At 64.5% G+C, this 20,313-nt stretch carries 18 protein-coding genes; 1 reads left to right on the forward strand and 17 read right to left on the reverse strand.

Translation table 11 applies throughout. The features are described 5' to 3' along the window. Positions 1-5: 5 nt before the first annotated feature. From M6689_RS00220 to M6689_RS00270, 11 genes are all read right to left on the reverse strand, one after another. Complete coding sequence (locus M6689_RS00220) at positions 6-350, reverse strand: hypothetical protein (protein ID WP_298266475.1); 345 nt, start codon at positions 348-350, stop codon at positions 6-8. 21 nt (positions 351-371) lie between these two features. Continuing rightward, on the reverse strand, positions 372-827 hold the full coding sequence (locus M6689_RS00225) for an acyl-CoA thioesterase (protein ID WP_298266477.1): 456 nt from the start codon (positions 825-827) through the stop codon (positions 372-374). A 101-nt stretch (positions 828-928) separates the two neighbouring features. Continuing rightward, a complete protein-coding gene (locus M6689_RS00230) occupies positions 929-1,063 on the reverse strand; it encodes a hypothetical protein (protein WP_298266479.1) in 135 nt (44 codons plus the stop codon). 536 nt (positions 1,064-1,599) lie between these two features. Beyond that, on the reverse strand, positions 1,600-2,316 hold the full coding sequence (locus M6689_RS00235) for an SDR family oxidoreductase (RefSeq protein ID WP_298266481.1): 717 nt from the start codon (positions 2,314-2,316) through the stop codon (positions 1,600-1,602). Then, on the reverse strand, positions 2,307-4,736 hold the full coding sequence (ppsA, locus tag M6689_RS00240) for a phosphoenolpyruvate synthase (protein ID WP_298266482.1): 2,430 nt from the start codon (positions 4,734-4,736) through the stop codon (positions 2,307-2,309). The genes M6689_RS00235 and ppsA overlap by 10 nt, the downstream gene beginning before the upstream one ends. A 20-nt stretch (positions 4,737-4,756) precedes the next feature. After that, complete coding sequence (gene wrbA, locus M6689_RS00245) at positions 4,757-5,368, reverse strand: NAD(P)H:quinone oxidoreductase (RefSeq protein WP_298266484.1); 612 nt, start codon at positions 5,366-5,368, stop codon at positions 4,757-4,759. Between the two features lie 170 nt (positions 5,369-5,538). Next, the gene (locus tag M6689_RS00250) at positions 5,539-7,377 is read right to left on the reverse strand and encodes a hypothetical protein (protein ID WP_298266486.1); all 1,839 of its coding nucleotides are present in this window, start codon (positions 7,375-7,377) and stop codon (positions 5,539-5,541) included. Between the two features lie 242 nt (positions 7,378-7,619). Next, the gene (locus M6689_RS00255; protein WP_298266488.1) at positions 7,620-8,012 is read right to left on the reverse strand and encodes an FxsA family protein; all 393 of its coding nucleotides are present in this window, start codon (positions 8,010-8,012) and stop codon (positions 7,620-7,622) included. 21 nt (positions 8,013-8,033) lie between these two features. Continuing rightward, positions 8,034-8,915 carry a triphosphoribosyl-dephospho-CoA synthase gene (locus tag M6689_RS00260; RefSeq protein ID WP_298266489.1) on the reverse strand — a complete coding sequence of 294 codons (882 nt, stop codon included), beginning with the start codon at positions 8,913-8,915 and terminating at the stop codon, positions 8,034-8,036. Positions 8,916-9,068: 153 nt separating this feature from the next. Further along, the gene (locus M6689_RS00265; RefSeq protein WP_298266491.1) at positions 9,069-10,028 is read right to left on the reverse strand and encodes a diguanylate cyclase; all 960 of its coding nucleotides are present in this window, start codon (positions 10,026-10,028) and stop codon (positions 9,069-9,071) included. An 8-nt stretch (positions 10,029-10,036) separates the two neighbouring features. Next, on the reverse strand, positions 10,037-10,579 hold the full coding sequence (locus tag M6689_RS00270; RefSeq protein WP_298266492.1) for a carbonic anhydrase: 543 nt from the start codon (positions 10,577-10,579) through the stop codon (positions 10,037-10,039). Between the two features lie 216 nt (positions 10,580-10,795). On the opposite strand from M6689_RS00270, the gene M6689_RS00275 reads away from it, so the two are divergent. After that, positions 10,796-12,181, forward strand: coding sequence for an OmpA family protein (locus M6689_RS00275; protein ID WP_298266494.1), 1,386 nt, complete (start codon positions 10,796-10,798; stop codon positions 12,179-12,181). Positions 12,182-12,263: 82 nt separating this feature from the next. Here M6689_RS00275 and M6689_RS00280 read toward each other — a convergent pair whose 3' ends face one another. The 6 genes from M6689_RS00280 to mlaD form a co-directional block, all read right to left on the reverse strand. Continuing rightward, complete coding sequence (locus M6689_RS00280) at positions 12,264-14,042, reverse strand: tetratricopeptide repeat protein (protein WP_298266496.1); 1,779 nt, start codon at positions 14,040-14,042, stop codon at positions 12,264-12,266. Between the two features lie 55 nt (positions 14,043-14,097). Continuing rightward, positions 14,098-15,468, reverse strand: coding sequence for a sigma-54 dependent transcriptional regulator (locus tag M6689_RS00285; protein ID WP_298266497.1), 1,371 nt, complete (start codon positions 15,466-15,468; stop codon positions 14,098-14,100). Between the two features lie 27 nt (positions 15,469-15,495). Further along, the gene (locus M6689_RS00290) at positions 15,496-17,742 is read right to left on the reverse strand and encodes an ATP-binding protein (protein WP_298266499.1); all 2,247 of its coding nucleotides are present in this window, start codon (positions 17,740-17,742) and stop codon (positions 15,496-15,498) included. 91 nt (positions 17,743-17,833) lie between these two features. Next, positions 17,834-18,436: an ABC transporter substrate-binding protein gene (locus tag M6689_RS00295; protein WP_366949706.1), complete on the reverse strand. Its 603-nt coding sequence runs from the start codon at positions 18,434-18,436 to the stop codon at positions 17,834-17,836. 16 nt (positions 18,437-18,452) lie between these two features. After that, complete coding sequence (locus M6689_RS00300; RefSeq protein ID WP_298266503.1) at positions 18,453-19,820, reverse strand: TolC family protein; 1,368 nt, start codon at positions 19,818-19,820, stop codon at positions 18,453-18,455. A gap of 12 nt (positions 19,821-19,832) precedes the next feature. Then, positions 19,833-20,282, reverse strand: coding sequence for an outer membrane lipid asymmetry maintenance protein MlaD (mlaD, locus tag M6689_RS00305; RefSeq protein ID WP_298266505.1), 450 nt, complete (start codon positions 20,280-20,282; stop codon positions 19,833-19,835). Positions 20,283-20,313 lie beyond the last annotated feature (31 nt).

The raw sequence follows: 20,313 nt of genomic DNA on the forward strand, positions 1-20,313 counted from the left end.
GGGTTTCAGAGAGGGAGGGGGCCGAGGTGCTCCTTCACCTCCCGCTCCAGCGGCACGACCATCCCCTGTTCCCCCTCGGAGGGGAAGAAAAGCGCAAAGAGGCTCCCTTCGTCCTCGACCTGCTCGACGACCTCCGCTTCGGTAAGGCCGCTGGCGGCGGCGTACTCCTGCGGGGTCACCATGAGGTACCCTTCGTTTTGCAGCTCATTGACGGCGGTTGCCCAGGCGACCCGCGATTCCAGTTCGAGGATGTTGCCACCCGGGCCCCGGAGGAGATAGTTCCCGAGGGCGAGCCTGATGATGATGCGGACGGCGGAATTCCTGATGTCATCGGTTGCGATGGGGGTCATGGTCGAGAGCCTCCGGCACTCTTACTTCCGCCGGCGCCGGGCGCGGCGCTCCCGGGCCTCGTCGCGGCGGCGCCGTTCCTCGTCGGTGCGGGGCTCCCACGGCGGGACCTCCGTCGGCTTCCCCTCCCGGTCCAGGGACACCATGGTGAAGAACCCCCGGGCCGCCACGGCGCTCGCGCCGGCCTGGACATCCTCGGCCTCCACCACCACGTCCAGGTCGATGGAGGTGCGGCCGGTGTTGACCACCCGGGCGCAGACCTTCACCACCTCACCCACCCGTACTGGCCGGATGAAGGAGATCTCCTCCGCCCCGGCAGTGACCACCTCGCGTCGGGCGTAGCGCCAGGCGGCGATGACGGCCGCCTTGTCCATGAGGCTCATCAGCACCCCGCCGAAGATCGACCCCCCCGGGTTAGTGTCCTTGGGCATGAGCGTTTCGATCAGGGTCCATTCGTTTCCGTTGCTGCCGCATCCCATCGGGTACCTCTCGTGGAGCGTGCCCCGCATCGGGCGATAATTGGGATCGTCACCGCGGGGCACCTCGGATGTGTTCAGGAATATTATACCGGAAGCGGCGGCTACTTCACCGCGAGGAGGCCCGTGAAGGCGATCTGGGCCGCCAGAGCGGTTGAAAGGGCATGCTGGCTGAGCTGCTGCGGAACGAGCTGCCCCGTGAAGGCGATCTGGGCCGCCAGAGCGGTTGAAAGTGCCACGAGATTAAGAAGTATAGCCAGGCGGGATTTGGCGTTAAGCGATAGCGCAAGATATGAATCTGACAAGGAATATAAAACAATTTCAGGGTGATGCCAAACAAGATACTTGACATTTGTAAGGGTAATTACTTTAACAAATCTGATAAAATCTCTAAGATTGAAGAGTAGTAAATGCGATAACTGGAGACATTTTTTCAAGATTCTAAGGAATCCCAATTTTCGGTACGGCAAAGTCGCTCGCATGCCAATGGCAATAAAGCTGATTCCGCCCCTACTCTTCAACGGAAAATAGGTGCGGAATAGTCGTTCGAGTGCAGAAATAAACCCGCCTCTCTTGTCAACTGAGAACTCAGGCACTTGAAAGCCTCTTTTCGAAGCATGCTCTGACGCAAAGGCTCACATGAAATAAAAATGCCTGTTTCCTGCAGGCGGCATTCCTATAAATCAAACAATGCGTCAACTCGTTAACTGTAACTAGCCGTAATTACACGTCAAGGGTGGTGCTGAAATTTAATTTCAGTGCATGATGTTCGGTCCTACACCAGCCGGTACCCGCCATCCACGCAGAGCACGGAGCCGGTGGCATAGCCGTTCTTCATGAGCTCGATCACCGCGGCGGCCACGTCCTCGGGGCGGCCGATCCGCCGGGACGGGAGGCGGGCGGCCAGGGAGTCGAACATCTTCTTCCGCTCGAAGGGGTTCATGTCGGCGTAGGCGGGGGTGTCGACGATCCCCGGGGAGACGGCGTTCACCCGCAGCGGCGCCAGCTCCACGGCGAGGCTCCGGCAGAGAGCCTCCACGGCGCCGTTCACCGCGGCGTAGGCCGAGAGCCCTGCTACCGGCTTCGCCGCCGCGACGCCGGAAAAGAGGGTGATGGAGCCCCCCTCCCTGATCCGCTGCGCCCCGTAGCGGGCGCAGAAATACTGCCCCCAGAACTTGCTGTCGAAGACCTGCCGGAAGGAGGGGGTGTCGAGCTCCAGGAACCTCCCCGCCACCCCGGTGGCCGCGGTGACGACCAGATGGTCCAGCTCGCCGATGTCGGCGAAGAACCCCTTGACGTCATGCTCCAGGGTCACATCCAGGGAGCGGGTCTCCACCGGCTGGGAAATTTCGTCGTCGGCCCGCCGGAGCTTTTCCAGGGAACGGCTGGCGATCACCACCTCGGCCTCTTCTGCAGCTGCCATCTTCGCCACGGCGAGTCCCATGCCTGAGCTGCCGCCGATCACCACCACCTTCTTTTCTTTCAGGGACATTGCGGGTTCCTTTCTTTCTGCTCTCGGGACAGTTCCTTTTCCATCTCCAGCACCCGCAGGGTGATCTTCAGGACCGAGTCGGGGTTGAGCGAAATGGAGTCGATTCCTTGCTTGACGAGGAATGCGGCGAATTCCGGGTAGTCGCTCGGCGCCTGGCCGCAGATGCCGCTGTGGCGGCGGTTGCGGCGCCCCCCCTCCACCACTTGCGAGATGAGGCGCATGACGCCTGGGTCCCGTTCGTCGAAGACGTGGGCCACCAGGGCAGAATCCCGGTCCACGCCGAGGGTGAGCTGGGTCAGGTCGTTGGAGCCGATGGAAAAGCCGTCGAAGAGCTGGGAGAACTCGTCGATCATGATGACGTTGTTGGGGATCTCGCACATGACGTAGACCTCGAGGCCGTTCTCCCCCCGGACGAGGCCGTTTTTCGCCATCTCCGCCAGGACCTTTTCCGCTTCCGTCACGCGACGGCAGAAGGGGATCATGGGGATGACATTCGTGAGACCCATCTCCTTCCGCACCCGCTTCAGCGCCCGGCATTCCAGGGCGAACCCCTCCCGGTAGCGTTCGTCGTAGTAGCGCGATGCCCCCCGGAAGCCGATCATCGGGTTCTCTTCGGCGGGCTCGAAGGCGCGTCCCCCCAGGAGCGAGGCGTACTCATTGGTCTTGAAGTCGCTCATCCGGACGATGACCGGTTTGGGGAAGAAGGGGGCGGCGATGGTGCCGATCCCTTCGGCGAGTCGCTCCACGAAGTAGGCGGGCATGTCGGGGTAACCGGCCGTGAGCTCTCCGATCTCGCGCCGCTGCGCCTCGTCCGCCACCCGCTCCGGATGGACGAGCGCCATGGGGTGCACCTTGATGTGGTTGGTGATGATGAACTCCATCCGGGCGAGCCCCACCCCGTCGTTGGGGATCCTGCAGAGGGAGAACGCCTCCTCCGGGTTCCCGAGGTTCATCATGATCTTTGTCCGGGGGCGTTCCATCCCGGCGAGGTCCACCTGCTCCACCCGGAAGGGGAGGATGCCGTCGTAGATCCGCCCCACGTCCCCTTCGGCACAACTTGCCGTGATTTCTCTGCCGGTGGCGATCCGGGTGGTGCCGTCGCCGGTGCCGACCACCGAGGGGATTCCGAGTTCGCGGCTGACGATGGCGGCGTGGCAGGTGCGCCCCCCCCTGTTGGTGACGATGGCCGCCGCCTGTTTCATGACCGGCTCCCAGTCGGGGGTGGTGGTGTCGGCCACCAGGACCTCCCCCGGCCGGAAGTCGTTCAGCCTGTGAATGTCGGTGATGACCCGGGCCGGGCCGGCGGCGATCTTCTCCCCCACGCTCGTGCCGCTGCAAAGGATGTCGCCGCGGCGCTCCAGGATATAGGTTTCCAGGAAGTCGAGCCGTTTCCGGGACTGGACCGTTTCGGGGCGGGCCTGGACGATGAAGAGCTCCCCGCTCTCCCCGTCCTTCGCCCACTCGATATCCATCGGCGTGTCGCGGCCGCTCTTTTTCGAATAGTGCTCCTCGATGAGAAGCGCCTGGCGGGAGAGTACCAGTACCTCGTCGTCGGTGAGGCAGAACCGGCGCCGCTCCTCCTTCGGCACCTCCACGTTCTTCGTCAGCTCCTTGGATGTGCCGCTGCCGTAGATCATCCGGATCTTCTTCTCGCCGAGCCTGCGCCGGATCAGGGGGCGAAACCCCTGGCGGAGCGTCGGTTTGAAGACCGTGAATTCGTCCGGGTTCACGGCCCCCTGGACCACGTTCTCCCCCAGCCCCCAGGCGCCGGTGACCATGACGACGTCCCGAAAGCCGCTCTCGGTGTCGAGGGTGAAGATGACGCCGCTCGCTGCCAGGTCGGAGCGGACCATCTTCATGACCCCGACGGAGAGGGCGACCTTCAGGTGGTCGAACCCCTGGTCGATCCGGTAGGAGATGGCCCGGTCGGTGAAGAGGGAGGCGAGGCAGCGGCGGCAGGCGTCCAGGAGCTGGGCTTCGCCCCGGATGTTCAGGTAGGACTCCTGCTGGCCGGCGAAGGAGGCGGTGGGGAGGTCCTCGGCCGTGGCGGAACTGCGGACCGCCACGTCGCAGTCTTCGCCGTACTCGACGCAGAGCCGGCGGTAGGCGGCGGCGATCTCGACGGCGAGGGGGGCGGGGAGGGGGGCGCCGTAGACGAGCTCCCGCAGGCGCCTTCCCCGGACCGCCAGATCGGCCACGTTCCCCTTGTCGAGCCCGGCGAGGAGCCGTTCCAGTTCCGAGAGGATGCCGGCGGAGCGGAGCAGGTGCCGGTAGGCCTCGGCGGTGACGGCAAAGCCGTTGGGGATCTTCACCCCCAGGGGGCGGAGCTCCCGGTACATCTCTCCGAGGGAGGCGTTCTTCCCCCCCACGAGGGGGACGTCGGCAATGGTGATCTCTGAAAACCAGCGGATGAAAGGCATGGGGAACCTCCCTGTTTCCCCTATCCTCTGAGCTTCGCCGCTATTTCTGCCACGTGCTTCCCCTGGAAGCGGGCCGCGGCGAGCTCGTTCTCCGTCGGCAGCCGTTCCCCACGGGTGCCGGCGATGGTGGAGGCGCCGTAGGGGGAGCCGCCGGTGATCTCGTCGTTGCGCATCTGTCCTGCGAAGGCGTAGGGAAGGCCCACGACCACCATCCCCTGGTGGAGGAGGAAGGTGTGGAAGGTGAGGATGGTCGACTCCTGCCCGCCGTGCTGGGTGGCGGAGCTGGTGAAGACGCTTCCCACCTTGCCGACGAGGGACCCCTTCATCCAGAGTCCGCCGGTGGCGTCGAGGAACTGGCGCATCTGGCCGCACATGTTGCCGAAGCGGGTGGGGGTGCCGAAGATCACGGCATCGGCGGCGGCCAGCTCATCCACCGTGGCGACGGGAATGTGGGCAAACGCCTTCTGGGGCTCGATGGCCCCCATCTTTTCGAGGACGTCGGACGGCAGGGTCTCGGGGACCCGGTGGAGCAAAGCCTCGGCCCCCGGGACCTCCCGGACCCCCTCGGCCGCCGCTTCGGCCATCCGGTAGATATGGCCGTACATGGAGTAGAAAAGAACGAGAACCTTCATGGCTGTGGTCCTCCAGCGCGAAGATAAGATTGGGCCGACAGGAGTAAGCGTATCGCAATCCGACGGTGATGCAATGGGGAGGCAGAGGGAAGGAGCAAAAAGGTGATGCCCGCCCGGAGCAGAGGGCGGGCATCCAGTACTGCGGAGAAAAGTATCAACAGCCTGCTGAATCAGTGATCCTTGATCTCCTTGAGGTGAGAGGGTGGGGCAACCCCGTCGGTGGCTGCATGGGCCTCCCGGGAGGTGCGGGACTGCCAGCGGCCCAGGACCACCGACTGGACCGCTGCCGCGATGCCGAAGGAAAAGATGCCGATGACCAGCGGCATCCCCTTCATGGACATGAAGTCGTGGAAGAAAACCTTTACCAGCGCCACCAGGGTGACGATGACGGCGACGTTTCGCAGTTCCTTGTCGTGTCTGACAAAGCCCATGACCATGAGGCTCGCTGCCGCGGTGGTGATGATGACGGTCTGGGCGCTGTGGAATGCCGGTGATGCCGTGCCGCCGAGTACGAGCCAGGCTCCGGAACGCAGGGCGCAGAAGGCAGCCGTCAGCGCTCCCATGAGAACAATGGATGCGGAGATGTCCCGCCGGTCGAATCGGGAGAAGAGTTTGGAATCCTGCGGAGGCCCGCTGGTTCGGCACCAGCGGTGGTGGGCCAGGGCGATGACCGAAACCAGCGCTGCCGAGACTGTCGCGACGATGCTGAGGCTTTCGGAGGGCTTTACCCGGAAGAGCGCAAGAAAGACAAAGCAGGCATGCCCCTGGAGAAAGTACGAAACGGCACGCACGCCTCCCCGCTGCCAGCGGTGGGATATGAACGCCAGCCCGAAGGCCGTTGCGGCCAGCAGGACCGGTGGAATGATTGAACTGTTGAGTGCCAGGGGGAGAGCCATGACCAGAAGGGCGCTGCCGGCCAGTGCGAAGGCGCTTGCTCCGCGGGCCCGTTCGGGAGACTTCCCTGCCAGCCAGACACAGACTCCCAGGTGCCCGAGGGCTGCGGCTATGCCGACAGCGCCGTGGACCGCAAGGCTTCTCCCCATGGACGAAACCACATACGCCGCGGAGAGGAAGACCCAGACCGCATTGATGGTCGGCAGGGTCAGGTCGAAGCGGGAAATCTTTTCCTGGCCGCTCGTCAGGATGCCGAGCAGCGACGTGGCCACGAAGGTGACCATGAAGAGCGCGATGGTCGGCAGGAACCAGGTGGCAGCCAGGGATGGCGGCACGGGTGAGGCTCCCCTGAGTGCCATGCCGAGCTTGGTCGCCCAGAGCACCAGCATGAAGAGGGTGACGGTCAGCAGTATCCAGCGCAGCCACGAGCAGCGATGGAGCCTCGTTGCGAAGGTGCCGAGAAGGTTGGCCGTCAGAAGCAGCATGCCAAGCATCGGGAAGAAGGGGTTGGGGTAGTCGATGGCGGCGCCTGCCAGACAGAGCCCGAGGGTGCCGACAATGACCGGGATGGCGACCCGGAAGATGTGGCCGATGACGGCTGTTGTGATGCCGGCGGCAATCAGGACTCCGTAGGCCGGCATGGTGGGGAGCGAGGCGAAGCGGGCATGGACCTCCAGAACAATGGTTGCCAGGAGTGCCGGGCCGCTGATGGCGAATACGGGTGCCAGGGGGCTCTTTCTGAGATACAGGGCGCAGGCGAAGCCGATCAGCATGACGGCATACCCCATCCCGATGAACGAGCCGATCTGCTTGCCGACGATGCCGCTGTCGGTGAGGGTGCGGAGCACTAGCGCAAGTACGAGCACGAAGCAGAGAGTGGAGAGACGGGGGAGAAGTGATTTCTTGCCGGCCCATGAAAGAATCTCTTCGGAGGCCGACTCGGGTTCGGGTGCAAAGGCCGGTCTTGGTTCAGGCTGGGTCTGCCGGGTCTGCACGGTCGGCGACGATGCCATTCCCCTCTGCACCGCCATTTCGTCCACGCGCGCCGTGAGGGTGCGAAGCTCCGCGGTCAACTCCACGACCCGGGCTTCAAGAAACGAGACTCGATCCGACATCCTGCAACCTCCTTCGCATTATGAATGGAAGGGAAAAGGGGGCACGCCAGATGGCCTTCTGTTGCCGAGGTTTGGGGTAAAGCTAATAAAACGCTATCTTGAATTGGAGGTAGTAGGTATTGCCGTGGGGGTGCAATGCGTCAACGTGGTTGCCTTTTTTGTCAGTATAACGCTTTTTTATTATATGACAAGAATAATTTTGGAAGTGCCTGGCCGTTACGGATTCAGGCCCAAGAGGCCGATCAGAACCGCTTGATGACGAACTGGCCGCCGGCGAGCTTCTTCTGCAGCCAGAGGCCGAGAAACTGCTTGATGATTGCGCGGGTTGGCGGAATGAGGAAGAAGAGTCCGAGGAAGTCGGTGAAGAATCCGGGGGTGAGTAGAAGAAGGCCGCCGAAGAGGACCAGCGCCCCGTCGAGGAGGCCGGCGGCGGGGGGGCGTCCCTGGGCGAGGTCGGCGCGGATGCGGGAGAGGATGGCGAAGCCCTGGGCGCGGACGAGCCACGCCCCCGTCATGCTGATGGCAAGGACGAGGGCCACGGTGGGGAGCGCCCCGATCAGTTTCCCGACCTTGATGAGGAGGTAGAGTTCGATGATCGGGACGATGGAGAAGAGGAGGAAGAGCCTCAGGAGCATGGTGCGGAGGGGGCGGGCCGGTCAGGAGCCCGATGCGCAGCGGTGCAGGGTGAGGGGGCGCGGGCGGTGGGAGTTGTCGGGGTTGCCGGCCAGGAGCCCGGTGGCGGTCAGGTAGCCGTAGGCAAGGCCGAGCATGTCCGCAACCCCTCCCATGGTGAGGTCCATCCGGACGTACTCGCGGTTCATTTCCGTGAGAATCGGCATGAAATCGGCCCCTTCGGCGATGGCCTTCTCCAGGAACTGGCCGTCCCGCCTGATCCGGGCAAGACCCATGGTGCCGCAGCGGTGCAGGGCGGTGGTGTCCTCGACCCGCTGCATGAGGCGGGCAAGCACGGTGAAGGAGGCGGCGGTAAAGCAGCCGGCACGTTCGATGGCGTCGAGGTACGCCGGAACGGCGCACGAGAAGAGGGAGGGAAACCCCTCAAGGGATTCCCGGACGATGCCGCCGGCGCCGAAGCGCTTGCGCACGGTCCGGCCGTTGCTCTCCTGCTCTTCGCTTACGGCGAAGTACTCCCGCGCCATGGCGGCCACGGCCCTGCCGAGGCGATCCCTGTCGTCGGAGCCGGCATGCCAGCGGGCGATGAGAAGGAGCCCGCTCAGGAAGATATACCCCTTGTGGGTGTTGGTGCCGAGCTCGTCGAACATCACCTGCTCGGCGCGGCGGCCGATGACCGCCTGGCAGAGAAACCGTTCGCCGTCGGCAAGGGAGCGGATCGTCTCCGCCAGGTAGTCGCCGATGATGTGGAGGGAGCGCTCCATCTTCGCCAGGGAGAGATCGGGGTGGGAACCGCAGTCGGCAAGGTCCACGAGCCCCGGCTTCGGCGTGAGGTAAAGCTGCATGGCGGCACCCTTGACGAGGGCCTGGGCGAAGCGCTCGATCTCCATGAGGCGCGAAGCGTTCATCTGCTCTCCTTTTCCTCGGTCCCGTGCCAGGGGAGGAAGATGGCAGCGTAATCCCGGTCGATTGCGGGGAAATCCGATGGAAGCCCGTGATTCCGAAGGCGAAGAAAGCCGAGTATAGCACGGCGCCGCCGGATAAGCCAATGCGTATACGGCTCAGGGGGAGACGGCGTTCCCTCCGGCGGCCCTGGCCCGGTCGAGGGCGGACAGGGCTGCCGAGACCAGCTCGCTGCTTTCCGTTCCGGAGCGGTGTGACGCATACCCGGCGGAGATGGAGAGGGGGGGGAGCATCCGGCCGTCCTGCAGGTCGATGACGGTGTCGAGCATCCGCCGGCGGAGCCGTTCGGCGATCATGGCGGCCGTGTCGGAGTCGGTTTCGGGGAGGAGGATGGCGAAGGTGTCGCCGCTGTAACGGGCCACGAGTTCCGTGGGGCGGAGGTAGTTGCGGACGGTCTTCGCCACGGCGTGGAGCGCCCGGTCGCCGCCGAAGCGGCCGTGCTCTTCGTTGAAGCTGCGGAACCGGTCGATGTCGACCATTACGAGGGAGAGGGGGCTGCCGCTCGCCTCAGCGCGGGCCACCTGGCGCTCCAGGACCCGTTCGAGCCAGCGCCGGGTCTGGAATCCGGTGAGGGGGTCGACGATCCCCTGGTCGTGGAGGGCGTATTCGTGGACGGTGCCGGTGAAGCTCTCGCGCTCCGCGTCGTGGCGGCGCCGGAGCAGGACGCCGAGGAGGTTGCAGGCGGCGGCATGGGAGGCCTGGGCGAGGGACCAGATGAGATCCTCCTCCATGACCATGATCCGGCACGGTCCGGCCGCCACCAGCAGGCACGGCACTCCCGGTTCGCCGGCGGCGAAGGTCTCGCCGACGATGTCTCCCGTCGCCAGGTGGAGGGGGGCGTCAGTTTCCCGCACGTCGTAGTGGAGGGCCAGCCGGCCGGAAAGAAGGAGGTGGAGGCCGCGGTCCAGCGGCAGGGACGGCTCGTAGCGCTCGCCGCCGTCGAGCTCCGTGACGGTGCAATGCTCCAGGATCCCCTCGATGCACTCCAGGGGAACGAACCGGAAAAGCGGAATCTGCTCCAGTTCCGCCGTGAGGAAAGGGGGGGCGTTCGTGCTCATGGCGCTCCTCAGTAACCCCGTACCACGATGTCCAGATGGCCGTCGTTGGGGCAGAAGATCAGGCCGTGGACCGGCACGTCCCGGGGGATCAGCGGATTTTCCCGGATGATGCCGACCACCCGTGCGACGTTCTCCTCGGGGCAGGAAAAGGCCCCCATCCACTGGGCGAGGTCGGGGACCCGGGTTTCGATCTCCCGGGGATCGATTCCCCGCTCGATCATCCGCCGCTTCAGGTCGACGGCGTCCACGGAGGCCATGCCGCAGTCCTGGTGGCCGATGACGAAGATCTCCTCGACCCCGAGCATGAAGACGGCTGCCACAAGGCTCCGCATCACCCCGCCGTAGGGGTCGATGATCGTGTTGCCGGCGTTCTTGATGACCTTGGCGTCGCCACGCCTGATCCCCATGGCCGGTTCGAGGAAATCCACGAGACGGGTGTCCATGCAGGTGAAGATGGCAAACTGCCTCTTCGGGTTCTTCGGAAGGGGAGGGAACGCTCCGGGACGGACAAATTTCCTGTTCGCGTCGAGGATCGTGTCGAGAAGGGTCATCCGGGTCTCCTTCGCGGCGCTCTGATGTAAGATGCGTGGCCATTCATACCGGAACGGTTCTCTCCTTGTCAATCACTTTCGGCCCTTCGTCCTGAAGGGAGGCGTCGGAGAAACGGTGCGGCGTTTGACAACTGCCGGCAATCAGTTAGGCTTGATGTATTATCGCGTTTTAATCGTCACAAGGGGAGCATCTGACGTTACATGGAGGGCATGAAGATGAGAAAGATAGCCATAGCAGGCGCGGCGTTGCTGCTGGCGAGTCTAGCCACCACGGCTTTCGCCGAGGTAAAGACCGGCTCTTTCTACGTAGAGCCGTTCGTTGGGGGCTACACCTTCGACGGGACCGAGCACCTGCGGACCCGGCCGATCTACGGGGTGAGGGGAGGATACAACTTCACCGATCATCTGGCGCTCGAAGGGCTTTTCCACTACAACGCCACGGAGCTGACGCGGGTTGCCGGGGATAACGACACCAAGGCTTACAGTTACCGCCTCGAAGGGCTCTATCACTTCATGCCCGAGAGCCGGTTCGTGCCGTTCGTCGCCCTCGGTTTCGGCGGGATCACCGTCGACTACCCGTCGAGGCTCGGCTCGCCGTACAACGACCGGACCAACGCGGTCTTCGGCTGGGGGGGCGGGCTCAAGTACTACGTGACCGACATGATCGCCCTGCGGGGCGACGCCCGCCACCTTCTGGTCACGGACCACTCCACGAGCAACTGGGAGTACACCGTTGGCGTGAACTTCCAGTTCGGCGGCGAGGCACCCGCGGTCAAGGCGGCGGTGCCGCCCCCCGTTCCGGCGCCGGCCCCCGCTCCCGCTCCTGCGGCGGCGCCGGCACCCGCTCCGGCACCGAAGGAGATGGTCAAGTACTGCATCCCGCTCAAGATCGAGTTCGACATCGACAAGGCCGACATCCGGCCCGAGTACCACGAGGAGATCGGACGGGTCGCCGACTTCATGAAGACCTACCCGACCACCACGGCGGTGATCGAGGGACACACCGACAACGTCGGCACCTACGAGTACAATATGGATCTTTCCCGGCGCCGCGCCGACAGCGTCGTCAACTACCTGGTCGACAAGTACGGCATCGAGAGATCCCGCCTCTCCGCCAAGGGGTACGGCTACACCAGGCCCATCGCCGACAACGCCACGGAAGAGGGGCGCCAGAAAAACCGCCGGATGGAGGCGATCATCGACTGCGCCCTTATCGAAGCCGAACAGTATGCACGGCTTCCCAAGTACCTCTGCATCACCCTGAACATCGAGTTCGACCACGACCAGGCCGTCATCAAGCCGATGTACGACGCGAAGATCGCCACGGTGGCCGAGTTTATGAAGAAGCATCCGACCACCACCGCGGTTCTCGAAGGACACACCGACAACGTCGGCGGTGCCGACTACAATATGAAGCTCTCCCAGCGCCGGGCCGAGGCGGTCATGAACTACCTGGTGGAGAAATTTGGCATCGAGAGATCACGCCTCTCCGCCAAGGGGTACGGCGAGACCCGTCCCGTCGGCTACAACGACGACCCGGCGGGAAGGGCGATGAACCGCCGCGTCGACGCGGTGATCGACTGCGCGGTCGAACGGCCGTAAGTACCGAAAGTGCGCCGCACGAAAAAAAGGGCCGTCTCCCCGGGGGCGGCCCTTTATTTATCCCTTCTGCCGGCAGCCCCGTTCAGCGGCGCCGGGCCAGGGCATTGTCGAGATTCATGCGGTAGCGGGGGTCTGCCGTGCTTAGCCGGACGGCTTCCCGGAACTGTTCCACTGCCCTCTCCCGCTCTCCCGCCTGCTGGAACGCCATGCCGAGGGCATTGCGCGCCATGGGGTTGTCCGGGGCGGCGGCCACTGAGCGGGAGAGGGCGTCGATGGCCTCCCCGGTTTTTCCCTGGACCAGGCAGGCCCTGCCGAGATTGAAGCACGCCTCCCCGTAGTCCGGCCTGATCCGAAGTGCCGTCCGGTATTCGTCGATCGCCATGTTCGGAAACCCCGTCTGGGCGTAAATGTTTCCGAGGTTCATATGGGCGTCGGCCAGGCCGGGACTCAGCTCGATGGCGGCCCGGTACTGGGCGATGGCCTCCCGCAGCTCCCCTCTCTGCTTCAGTTCGTGGGCCAGGTTGTAGCGGGCGATGGCGCTGCCGGGAAACTTTCTTGCCGTGTCGGACCAGAGGGTGTAGTTGTCGCGCCAGACGGTGCCGCGCGGGACGGTCACCGCCCCATAGCCGGCCAGGAGCAGGGCGCCGGCCGCGGCGAGGTACCGTCCACTCTCCGCTTTTTTTCGCCACAGTTCCGCCGCCGGGAAGACGAGGAGGAGCACGAACCCGAAGGCAGGGAGATAGAGGTAGCGTTCCGCGAAAGAGGTGGTGCCGGTGGCGCGGAAGTTGAGTGCCGGGAGCAGCGGAATCACCATGGCGGCCAGGGCGAAGAAGAGGGGGCGGTTTCTGCGCCATGCGATCCCCAGGGATAGGGCGAAGCAGAGCGCGGCGAGAAGCGCGAGGATGGCCCACGGCTCCGCCGGGGAGCCGACCATGGGGACCTCGTAATAGGCGGAGAGGTTTGTTGGCAGGATGAGGGTGGCGATGTACTTCACGAAGAGGGGGAAGGCGTTCAGGAGGTACCCGGCGGTGTCGAGCGTCGCGCCGCTGCCGGCCAGGGCCAGACGCTGGCTCTCCCCTCCGAGTTTGAGGCCCGACAGGGCATGGGCGCGAAGCAGCAGGGAGAGGGCCGCCACCGCCAGATAGGGGAGGTGACGTCTGAGGAACCCCGAGGGAGAGCGGGACGGGAGCCGCTCCGGAAAAGCAAGATCGTGGGCGAGCAGCAGCGCCGGCAGGGTGAAGCCCGGCTCTTTGGCGAGGGTCGCAAGGAGGAACGAGGCTAGGGAGATGAGGGTGAAGCGGGTCCGGCGCGCGGGGTGCGCCCTCTCTCCGAGGGCCTTGAGATAACACCAGAAGGCTGTGAGATAGAAGAGAGAGAAGGCCGGATCGGTTATTCCCGAGGCCCATGCCACGGATTCGGCGTGAACGGGGTGGAGGGAGAAGAGGAGGGCGCCGGCGCAGGAGAGGATCCCGCCCCGCATGGTGGGGGTGCCGTTTCCCGCAAGAAGTCGCAGCAGGACCCCGAATGCCGCCGTCGCGACGCCGGCGTGCACCGCCACGTTCAGCAGGTGGAACCCCCAGGGCCCGTCCCCGAAGACGATCCGGACCAGGGTGTGGAGGATGCCGATCAGGGGGCGGTAATAGCCGCTCCCCTCGATGGGGCCGCCGATCCCCCGAACGATCACTCCCCAGAGGTCACCGGCCGCGGCGGCTGTCCCGCCCCCCGTCAGCGTTCCTACATCGTCCCAGACGAAGCCGTTTCGCAGCGTAATGGCGTAGGCCGCCACGGAGACGGCGAAGACCAGCGTCGCCAGGAGCGCCGTTACGTTTCTGGCGGCCGGCGGGTGAGTGGATCCGTCCATGGTCTACTCTCCTTACCCTGAATCCGTCAGGCTCCCTGGCCTCACGTATTCAGGCTTACTTCTTCATGTCGATGCCGTAGCTCTTCATCTTCCGGTAGAGGTTGCTCCGCTCCAGCTCGATCGCCTCGGCGGTCCTGGAGATGTTCCAGCCGTGCTCCTCCAGCTTCTGGATGATGAACTCCTTCTCGAACCCTTCCCGCGCCTCCCGCAGCGACGAGGTCTCCATGGCGCCGCCGGGGCGTCCCGCCGCACCGTGGTGGGGGGAGGCGGCGACGGACTCCGGCAGGTGCCCCGGCGTGATCACCCGCCCGGTGGTCATGATGACGAGCCGTTCCACGATGTTGCGCAGCTCCCGCACGTTACCGGGCCAGTCGTAGCGCTTGAGCGCCTCCACCGTCTCCGGGAGCATGGTCCGGCGCTCCTGCCCCTCCCGGCGGGCGAAGAGGTCGAGGAAGTGCTCCACCAGGAGCGGGATGTCGTCGGCCCGTTCCCGCAGCGGCGCGACGTGGAAGGGGACCACGTTGAGGCGGTAGAAGAGGTCTTCGCGGAAGTTGCCGGTCCGGATCTCCTCCGGCAGATCCTTGTTGGTGGCGGCGATCACCCGCACATCCACCTCCATGGTCTTCGCCCCCCCGACCCGCTCGAACTTCCGCTCCTGGAGGATGCGGAGGACCTTCGCCTGGGTCTTGAGCGACATGTCGCCGATCTCGTCCAGGAAGATGGTGCCGCCGTTGGCCAGGTCGAACTTCCCCTTCTTCTGGGCGATGGCGCCGGTAAACGCCCCCTTTTCGTGGCCGAAGAGCTCGCTTTCGATCAGCTCCTCCGGAATGGCGGCGCAGTTGATCTCCACGAAGGGGCGGTCGCGGCGGGGGCTCGCATGGTGGATGGCGCGGGCCACCAGTTCCTTGCCGGTGCCGTTTTCGCCGGTGATCAGGACCGACGCTCCCGTGGGGGCCACGAGCCGGATCTGCTCCTGGAGCTGCCGCATGACCGGCGTCTCCCCGATCATCTCGTGCCCCTTGAAGGCGAGGGCGCGCAGGGTGTCGTTCTCCTCCCGCAGGCGCCGGGTGTCGAGGCCGTTGCGGACGGTGACCAGGACCTTCTCCAGGGAGAGGGGCTTCTCGATGAAGTCATAGGCACCGAGCTTGGTCGACCTGACCGCGGTCTCGATGGTGCCGTGGCCCGACATCATCACCACCGTGAGGGAGGGGTGGAGCTCCCGCAACTTCTGGAGGGCCTCCAGCCCGTCGAGTCGCGGCATCCAGATGTCGAGGAGGACCAGGTCGGGGCGCTCCTTCCTCGCCTTCTCCAGGGCCTCGACCCCGTCCTTCGCAAAGGAGGTCCGATACCCCTCGTCCTCCAGAATGCCGGCCAGCGCCGTGCGTATGTCCTGCTCGTCGTCGACTACGAGTATGGTTTCGTTCATGGGAAAACCTCGGTGTGAATTGTTGAGTTACGCCGTCACCGGCAGCTCGATGACGAACTTCGTCCCCCGGGGCTCGTGGTCCCGGACCCGGATGTAACCGTGATGGTCGGCGATGATCGTATTGACGATGGCGAGTCCGAGGCCGGTCCCGGTCTTCTTGGTGGAGAAGTACGGTTCGAAGAGCCGCGGCTTGTCCTCGGGGGGGATGCCGTGTCCCGTATCGGCCACGGTGATTGTCGCCATCTTCAGTTCCGGGTTGTACCTGCTCTCGATCTCGATCCGCCCCTCGCCGTCGATGGCCGCCACGGCGTTGTCGAGAAGGTTGATGAAGACCCGCTTGATCTGGTCCCGGTCGAGGAGAAGGGGGGGGAGCCGCTCCTCCTCGCGGAAATCGAAGGAGATGGCGCGGTGCCCCTGCCGGTAGAGGGCGATCGCCTCCCGGATGATCCCGTTGACGTCATTGGGGGAGGGGGTCGCCGCCGGCATCCGGGCAAAGGAGGAGAACTCGTCCACCAGCGTCTTCAGCTCGTCCACCGACTTGACGATCATGGCGGTGCATTCGTCGAAGACCGTGTCCTCCTCGCCGAAGCGGGGGAGGTAGCGCCGGCGCAGCCGCTGAGCCGAGAGCTGGATCGGGGTGAGGGGGTTCTTGATCTCGTGGGCGATGCGGCGGGCCACCTCGCGCCAGGCCGCCATCCGCTGGGCCTTGATGAGCTGGGTCAGGTCGTCGAAGACCACCACCGTCCCGAGGAATTCCCCGCTCTCGTCCCGCAGCAGCGTCAGGTTAAAGAGGAGCGTCGCCTTCGTGTCGTGGACCGGGACGGTGATCTGCCGGCTGATGGTGTCCTGCTTGGCCATGACCATGTCGCGCAGGAGCCCTTTCAGGATGTCGAGCTGCTCCGCCTTGAGGACCTCGCGGAAATTGTGCCCCAGCACCTGCTCCGTGTCGATCTGCAGGAGCCGCTCCGCCGACTTGTTGACCGTGGTGAGGATACCTCCCCGGTCCACCGAGATCACCCCGGCGGTGACGTTGCGGAGCACGATCTCCATGTAGCGGCGCCGCTCGTCCAGCTCCTGGTTGCTTTTGAGCAGCTCCTCGTTGGTCTGGTGGAGGGCCGCCTGGTTGAGGCGCAGGTCCTCGGTCATCTTGTTGAAGGCGGCAACCAGCATCCCGATCTCGTCGTTCGTCCGCTGGCCGAGCTGCACCTCCAGGTTCCCTTCGGCCACCTGCCGCGTCGCCTCCGCCAGCTCCTTGATCGGCGTGGTGAGGCTGTTGGCGAGGTGGAGGCCGAACCAGACCGCCAGGAAGACGATCACCACCGTCACGAGAAAGAGCGCCAGGATGTAGCCGGTGCGGATCGGGTTCTTCAGGAGCTTGAGCTGGCGAAACTCCTGGTAAGAGCCGGTGATCTCCCGCATCTTCTCCACCAGGGAGTAAGGGACGTAGTAGTTCACCACCACGGCCCCCACCACCTCGTCGGCCTTCCAGGTGGAGTAGATCGGGACGATGCCGCGGATCAGGTCGGCCTTGCCGATGGTGTTGACCCGGGTGAGCTCCCTGCCGTTGAGCCCCGCCTTGATATCCTCCGACGAAGGGGTCGTGAACTCCCCGCCGGGAATCCCCGGGTTGGCCGCCCGGACCAGCTCCTCGTTCTGGGCCGAGTAGACCTCCACGATCCCGAGGTTGTACTCCTTCTGCTTCTGGCGGACCAGCTCCCTTAGGGTCGGCAGGTTCTCCTCGTTCAGGAGCCGTCGGTCGTGGACGATGGCGCTGATCTGCCGGCCGTAGTAGAGGGCGTTGGTGGCGGAGTTCCTGTAGTAGGTCTGGGCCACCTCCAGCGATTCGGCGAGGGAGCTCTCGATCTGGTCGTTGAACCAGTTGCGGATGCTCATGTTGACGTAGGAGGCCGAGACGAAGAAGAGGAGCATGGTCGGCACGAGCGACAGCCCCATGAAGGCGATGACGAGCTTTGTCTGGAGCGTTCGCCCGATGGCCGCCCCCCGCCGCTCCATCAGCATCTTGGCCACGTTGCGGAAGACGAGATAGATGAGGAGGATGATCAGGAGGATGATGACGTTGCTGATGCCGAAGATGAGGATGTTGCTCCCCATCGGCGCGTCGGAGCTGAGCGAGGAGAGGTGCATCTCGCCCCAGGTCAGGGCGATGATGAGCAGGAGCGAGAGGACTACGATGATCCCCTCCCGCCGCCGCTTCTTCAGTTCCCGTTCCGGGGGTGGGACGAGCGGTGCCTGCTGGTGCTGGTCGTGTTCCATTGGGGGTCCGTGACTGTGGCGAAATTGCAACAGTCACACTCTAGCCCAACGGGAATATTAATGCAAGGCGTTCGAAGGGAAGCGGTATCCGCTACGGCGCCTTGATCTCCTCGCTCTTGGTCCGCAGCTTTTTCACCAGGGCGGGGTACCCCTCGCTCATGATGATCTTGTTGAACTGGGTCCGGTAGTTGGCGACGAGGCTCACCCCTTCGATCACCACGTCGTAGACCATCCACTTCTCCCCCTTTTTCATGAGCCGGTAGTCGAGGGAGTATTCGTCGCGCTTGGGGGTGACGACCGTGGAGCGGACCTCGGCGTTGTTCCCCTGGACGATCTCCCTGCCGTAGACCACCTTTTCCTGGTTGTACGATTCGATCTTGCCGGCATAGGAGTTCTCCAGCAGCGTCTCGAAGAGCTCCGTGAACTCCTTCTTCTCGGCGGGGCTCCGCTGCCGCCAGTGGCGGGCCAGGGAACGCTGGGTCATCTCGCCGTAGTCGAAGATGGCGCCGATCGCCTGCTTGAGCTCCCGGCGGCGCTTCTGTTCGTTCTGGGGCTTCTTCAGCTCCTTGTCGGAGACGATCCGGATCACCTCGTCGACGGTCTTTTTTACGACCTCCGTGGGCGAACCCTGGCCGAAGGCAGGGGTGCCGATGGTGAAACCGAGGAAGAGGAGCGGCAGCAGCAACCATTTCATGGACATGGTATCCCCCCTATCTCTGTTCGAGCGGCGAGGCGCCGATGGCATAATCCAGGTTCGCCCGGGACATCTTCTGGTTGTAGATGGAGCGGAAGTAGTCGCCGCGCATCTTGGCGTAGTTCTCCAGGCCGTCGAAGATCTCCTTTGCGGGACCGATGCCGAAATCGAAGTTGGCCAGGGCGGCGACGACCCATTTCTTGGCGTTGGTGTAGGCATCCCGCGTCGCCGTGATGCTCTTCTCCGCCTCCTGCAGTTCGAGGTACGCCTTCCTGATCTGGAGGGGGATATTGGTCTCCGCATAGGTCCTGGTGCTCAGGAGCCGGTCGTACCGGGCCTGCTCCGCCGCCACCTTGGCCCCGGTGATCCCGAAGTCGAGCTTCCATTTGAGCCCCAGGGCCACCCCACCCCAGAGGTGGTTGAACTGGTCGGGGACCCAGGGGTTGCTGACCCGGTCCCGTTTCTCGGCATAGGCCGCGGAGAGGTAGCCGCCGAGGAAGAAGTCGGGCCAGTAGGCCGCCTTTGCCGCCTCCACGAGCGCCTGGCGTGCCAGGAGCCCTTCCCTGACCTGCCGGTACTCGGGGCGCTGGGTCCGGGACGCATCGAGGTATGTCGGCAGGGGAGCCGTCACCGTCTCGTCGGGGGTGAGCCGCCCGGTCGCTATGTCGAACGGCGCGTCGGGGGGGAGCCCGATCCGGGTGCGCAGCGCCGCAAGGGCGAGCTCTTCCCCTTTCCGCGCCTCTTCCAGGTACTTGGCGACCTCCCCGGAAAAGGCGTCCAGCTTGTAGATATCCAGGTCGTCCACGTTGGGGGAACCCTTGTCGAGGTATTCCCGGGCCTTCTTCCTCGCCTTGTCCAGGTCCTCCTGCACCTCCAGCACCACCTCTTTCAGCTCCCGGGCGAGGAGGAGGCCGTAGTAGTACTCCTTCACCTGCAGCGTCACCTCGTTGCGCCGCTGTTCCTTCTTCGCCCGGTCCACCTCGATCCCGTGGCTTGCGGCCTTCATGCTCTCGCTGATCTTGCCGAAGGTGTAGAGGGGCTGCACCAGGGTCGCGTCACCCCGGGTGAACCAGGTGAGCCGGTCCGTCTGGTTGATGCTGTCGGGAGAGGAAACCTGGTTTCCCCGCGCCTGGGGGACGGGACCGATGAGCCCGAGAAAATCGACCTGGGGATAACGGTGCGCCTTCGCCTCAGCCAGCTTCGATGCGGCCAGATCGATGTCCGCCTGGGATTCCCCCAGTTCCGGGGCGACGGTGAGGGCATTCCTGATGCAGTCGTTGAGGTCGAGGACGCGCTTTCCCCCGTCGGTCCCGGCGGCACGACCGGCCGTGGCGCCGAGAAGGAGCATGCCGCAGACAAGTGCCGATAATGCTTTCATCTTCATGGTCTCCCTCCGTCAGTCAACCTTTCCATGGATGTATTTGCTGAGCAACTCCTCCAGGTCCACGGACGACTCGGTGTCGAGAATCGTGCCGTTGTTGGCGATGATCTTGTCGGACCCCCCCGGGGAGAGATTGATGAACTTGTCGCCGATGATCCCCCGGGTGCGGACCGAGGCGATGGTGTCGTCCTGGAGCTTGACCCCCACCCGGATCTTCAGGTGGACCCGGGCCCGGTCGGTCTTCTGGTCGAGATCGATCCGGTCGACCCGCCCCACTTCCACCCCCGCCAGCTCCACGGACGCTCCGTCCTTGAGCCCGGAAATGGAGTCGAACTCGGCACTCACCTCGTAGTAATCCCCCCCCACGAGCTCCATCTTGCCGAGCTTGATGGAGAGCCAGGAGAGGCAGAGGAGGCCGGCGAGGACGAAGAGCCCGACGATCAGTTCAAGGGTGATTCTTTTCATGGCTGCACCTGTATCATGATTACCTTTGGAA

It is taken from the genome of Geobacter sp. (assembly GCF_027327745.1).
Lineage (GTDB): Bacteria > Desulfobacterota > Desulfuromonadia > Geobacterales > Geobacteraceae > Geobacter.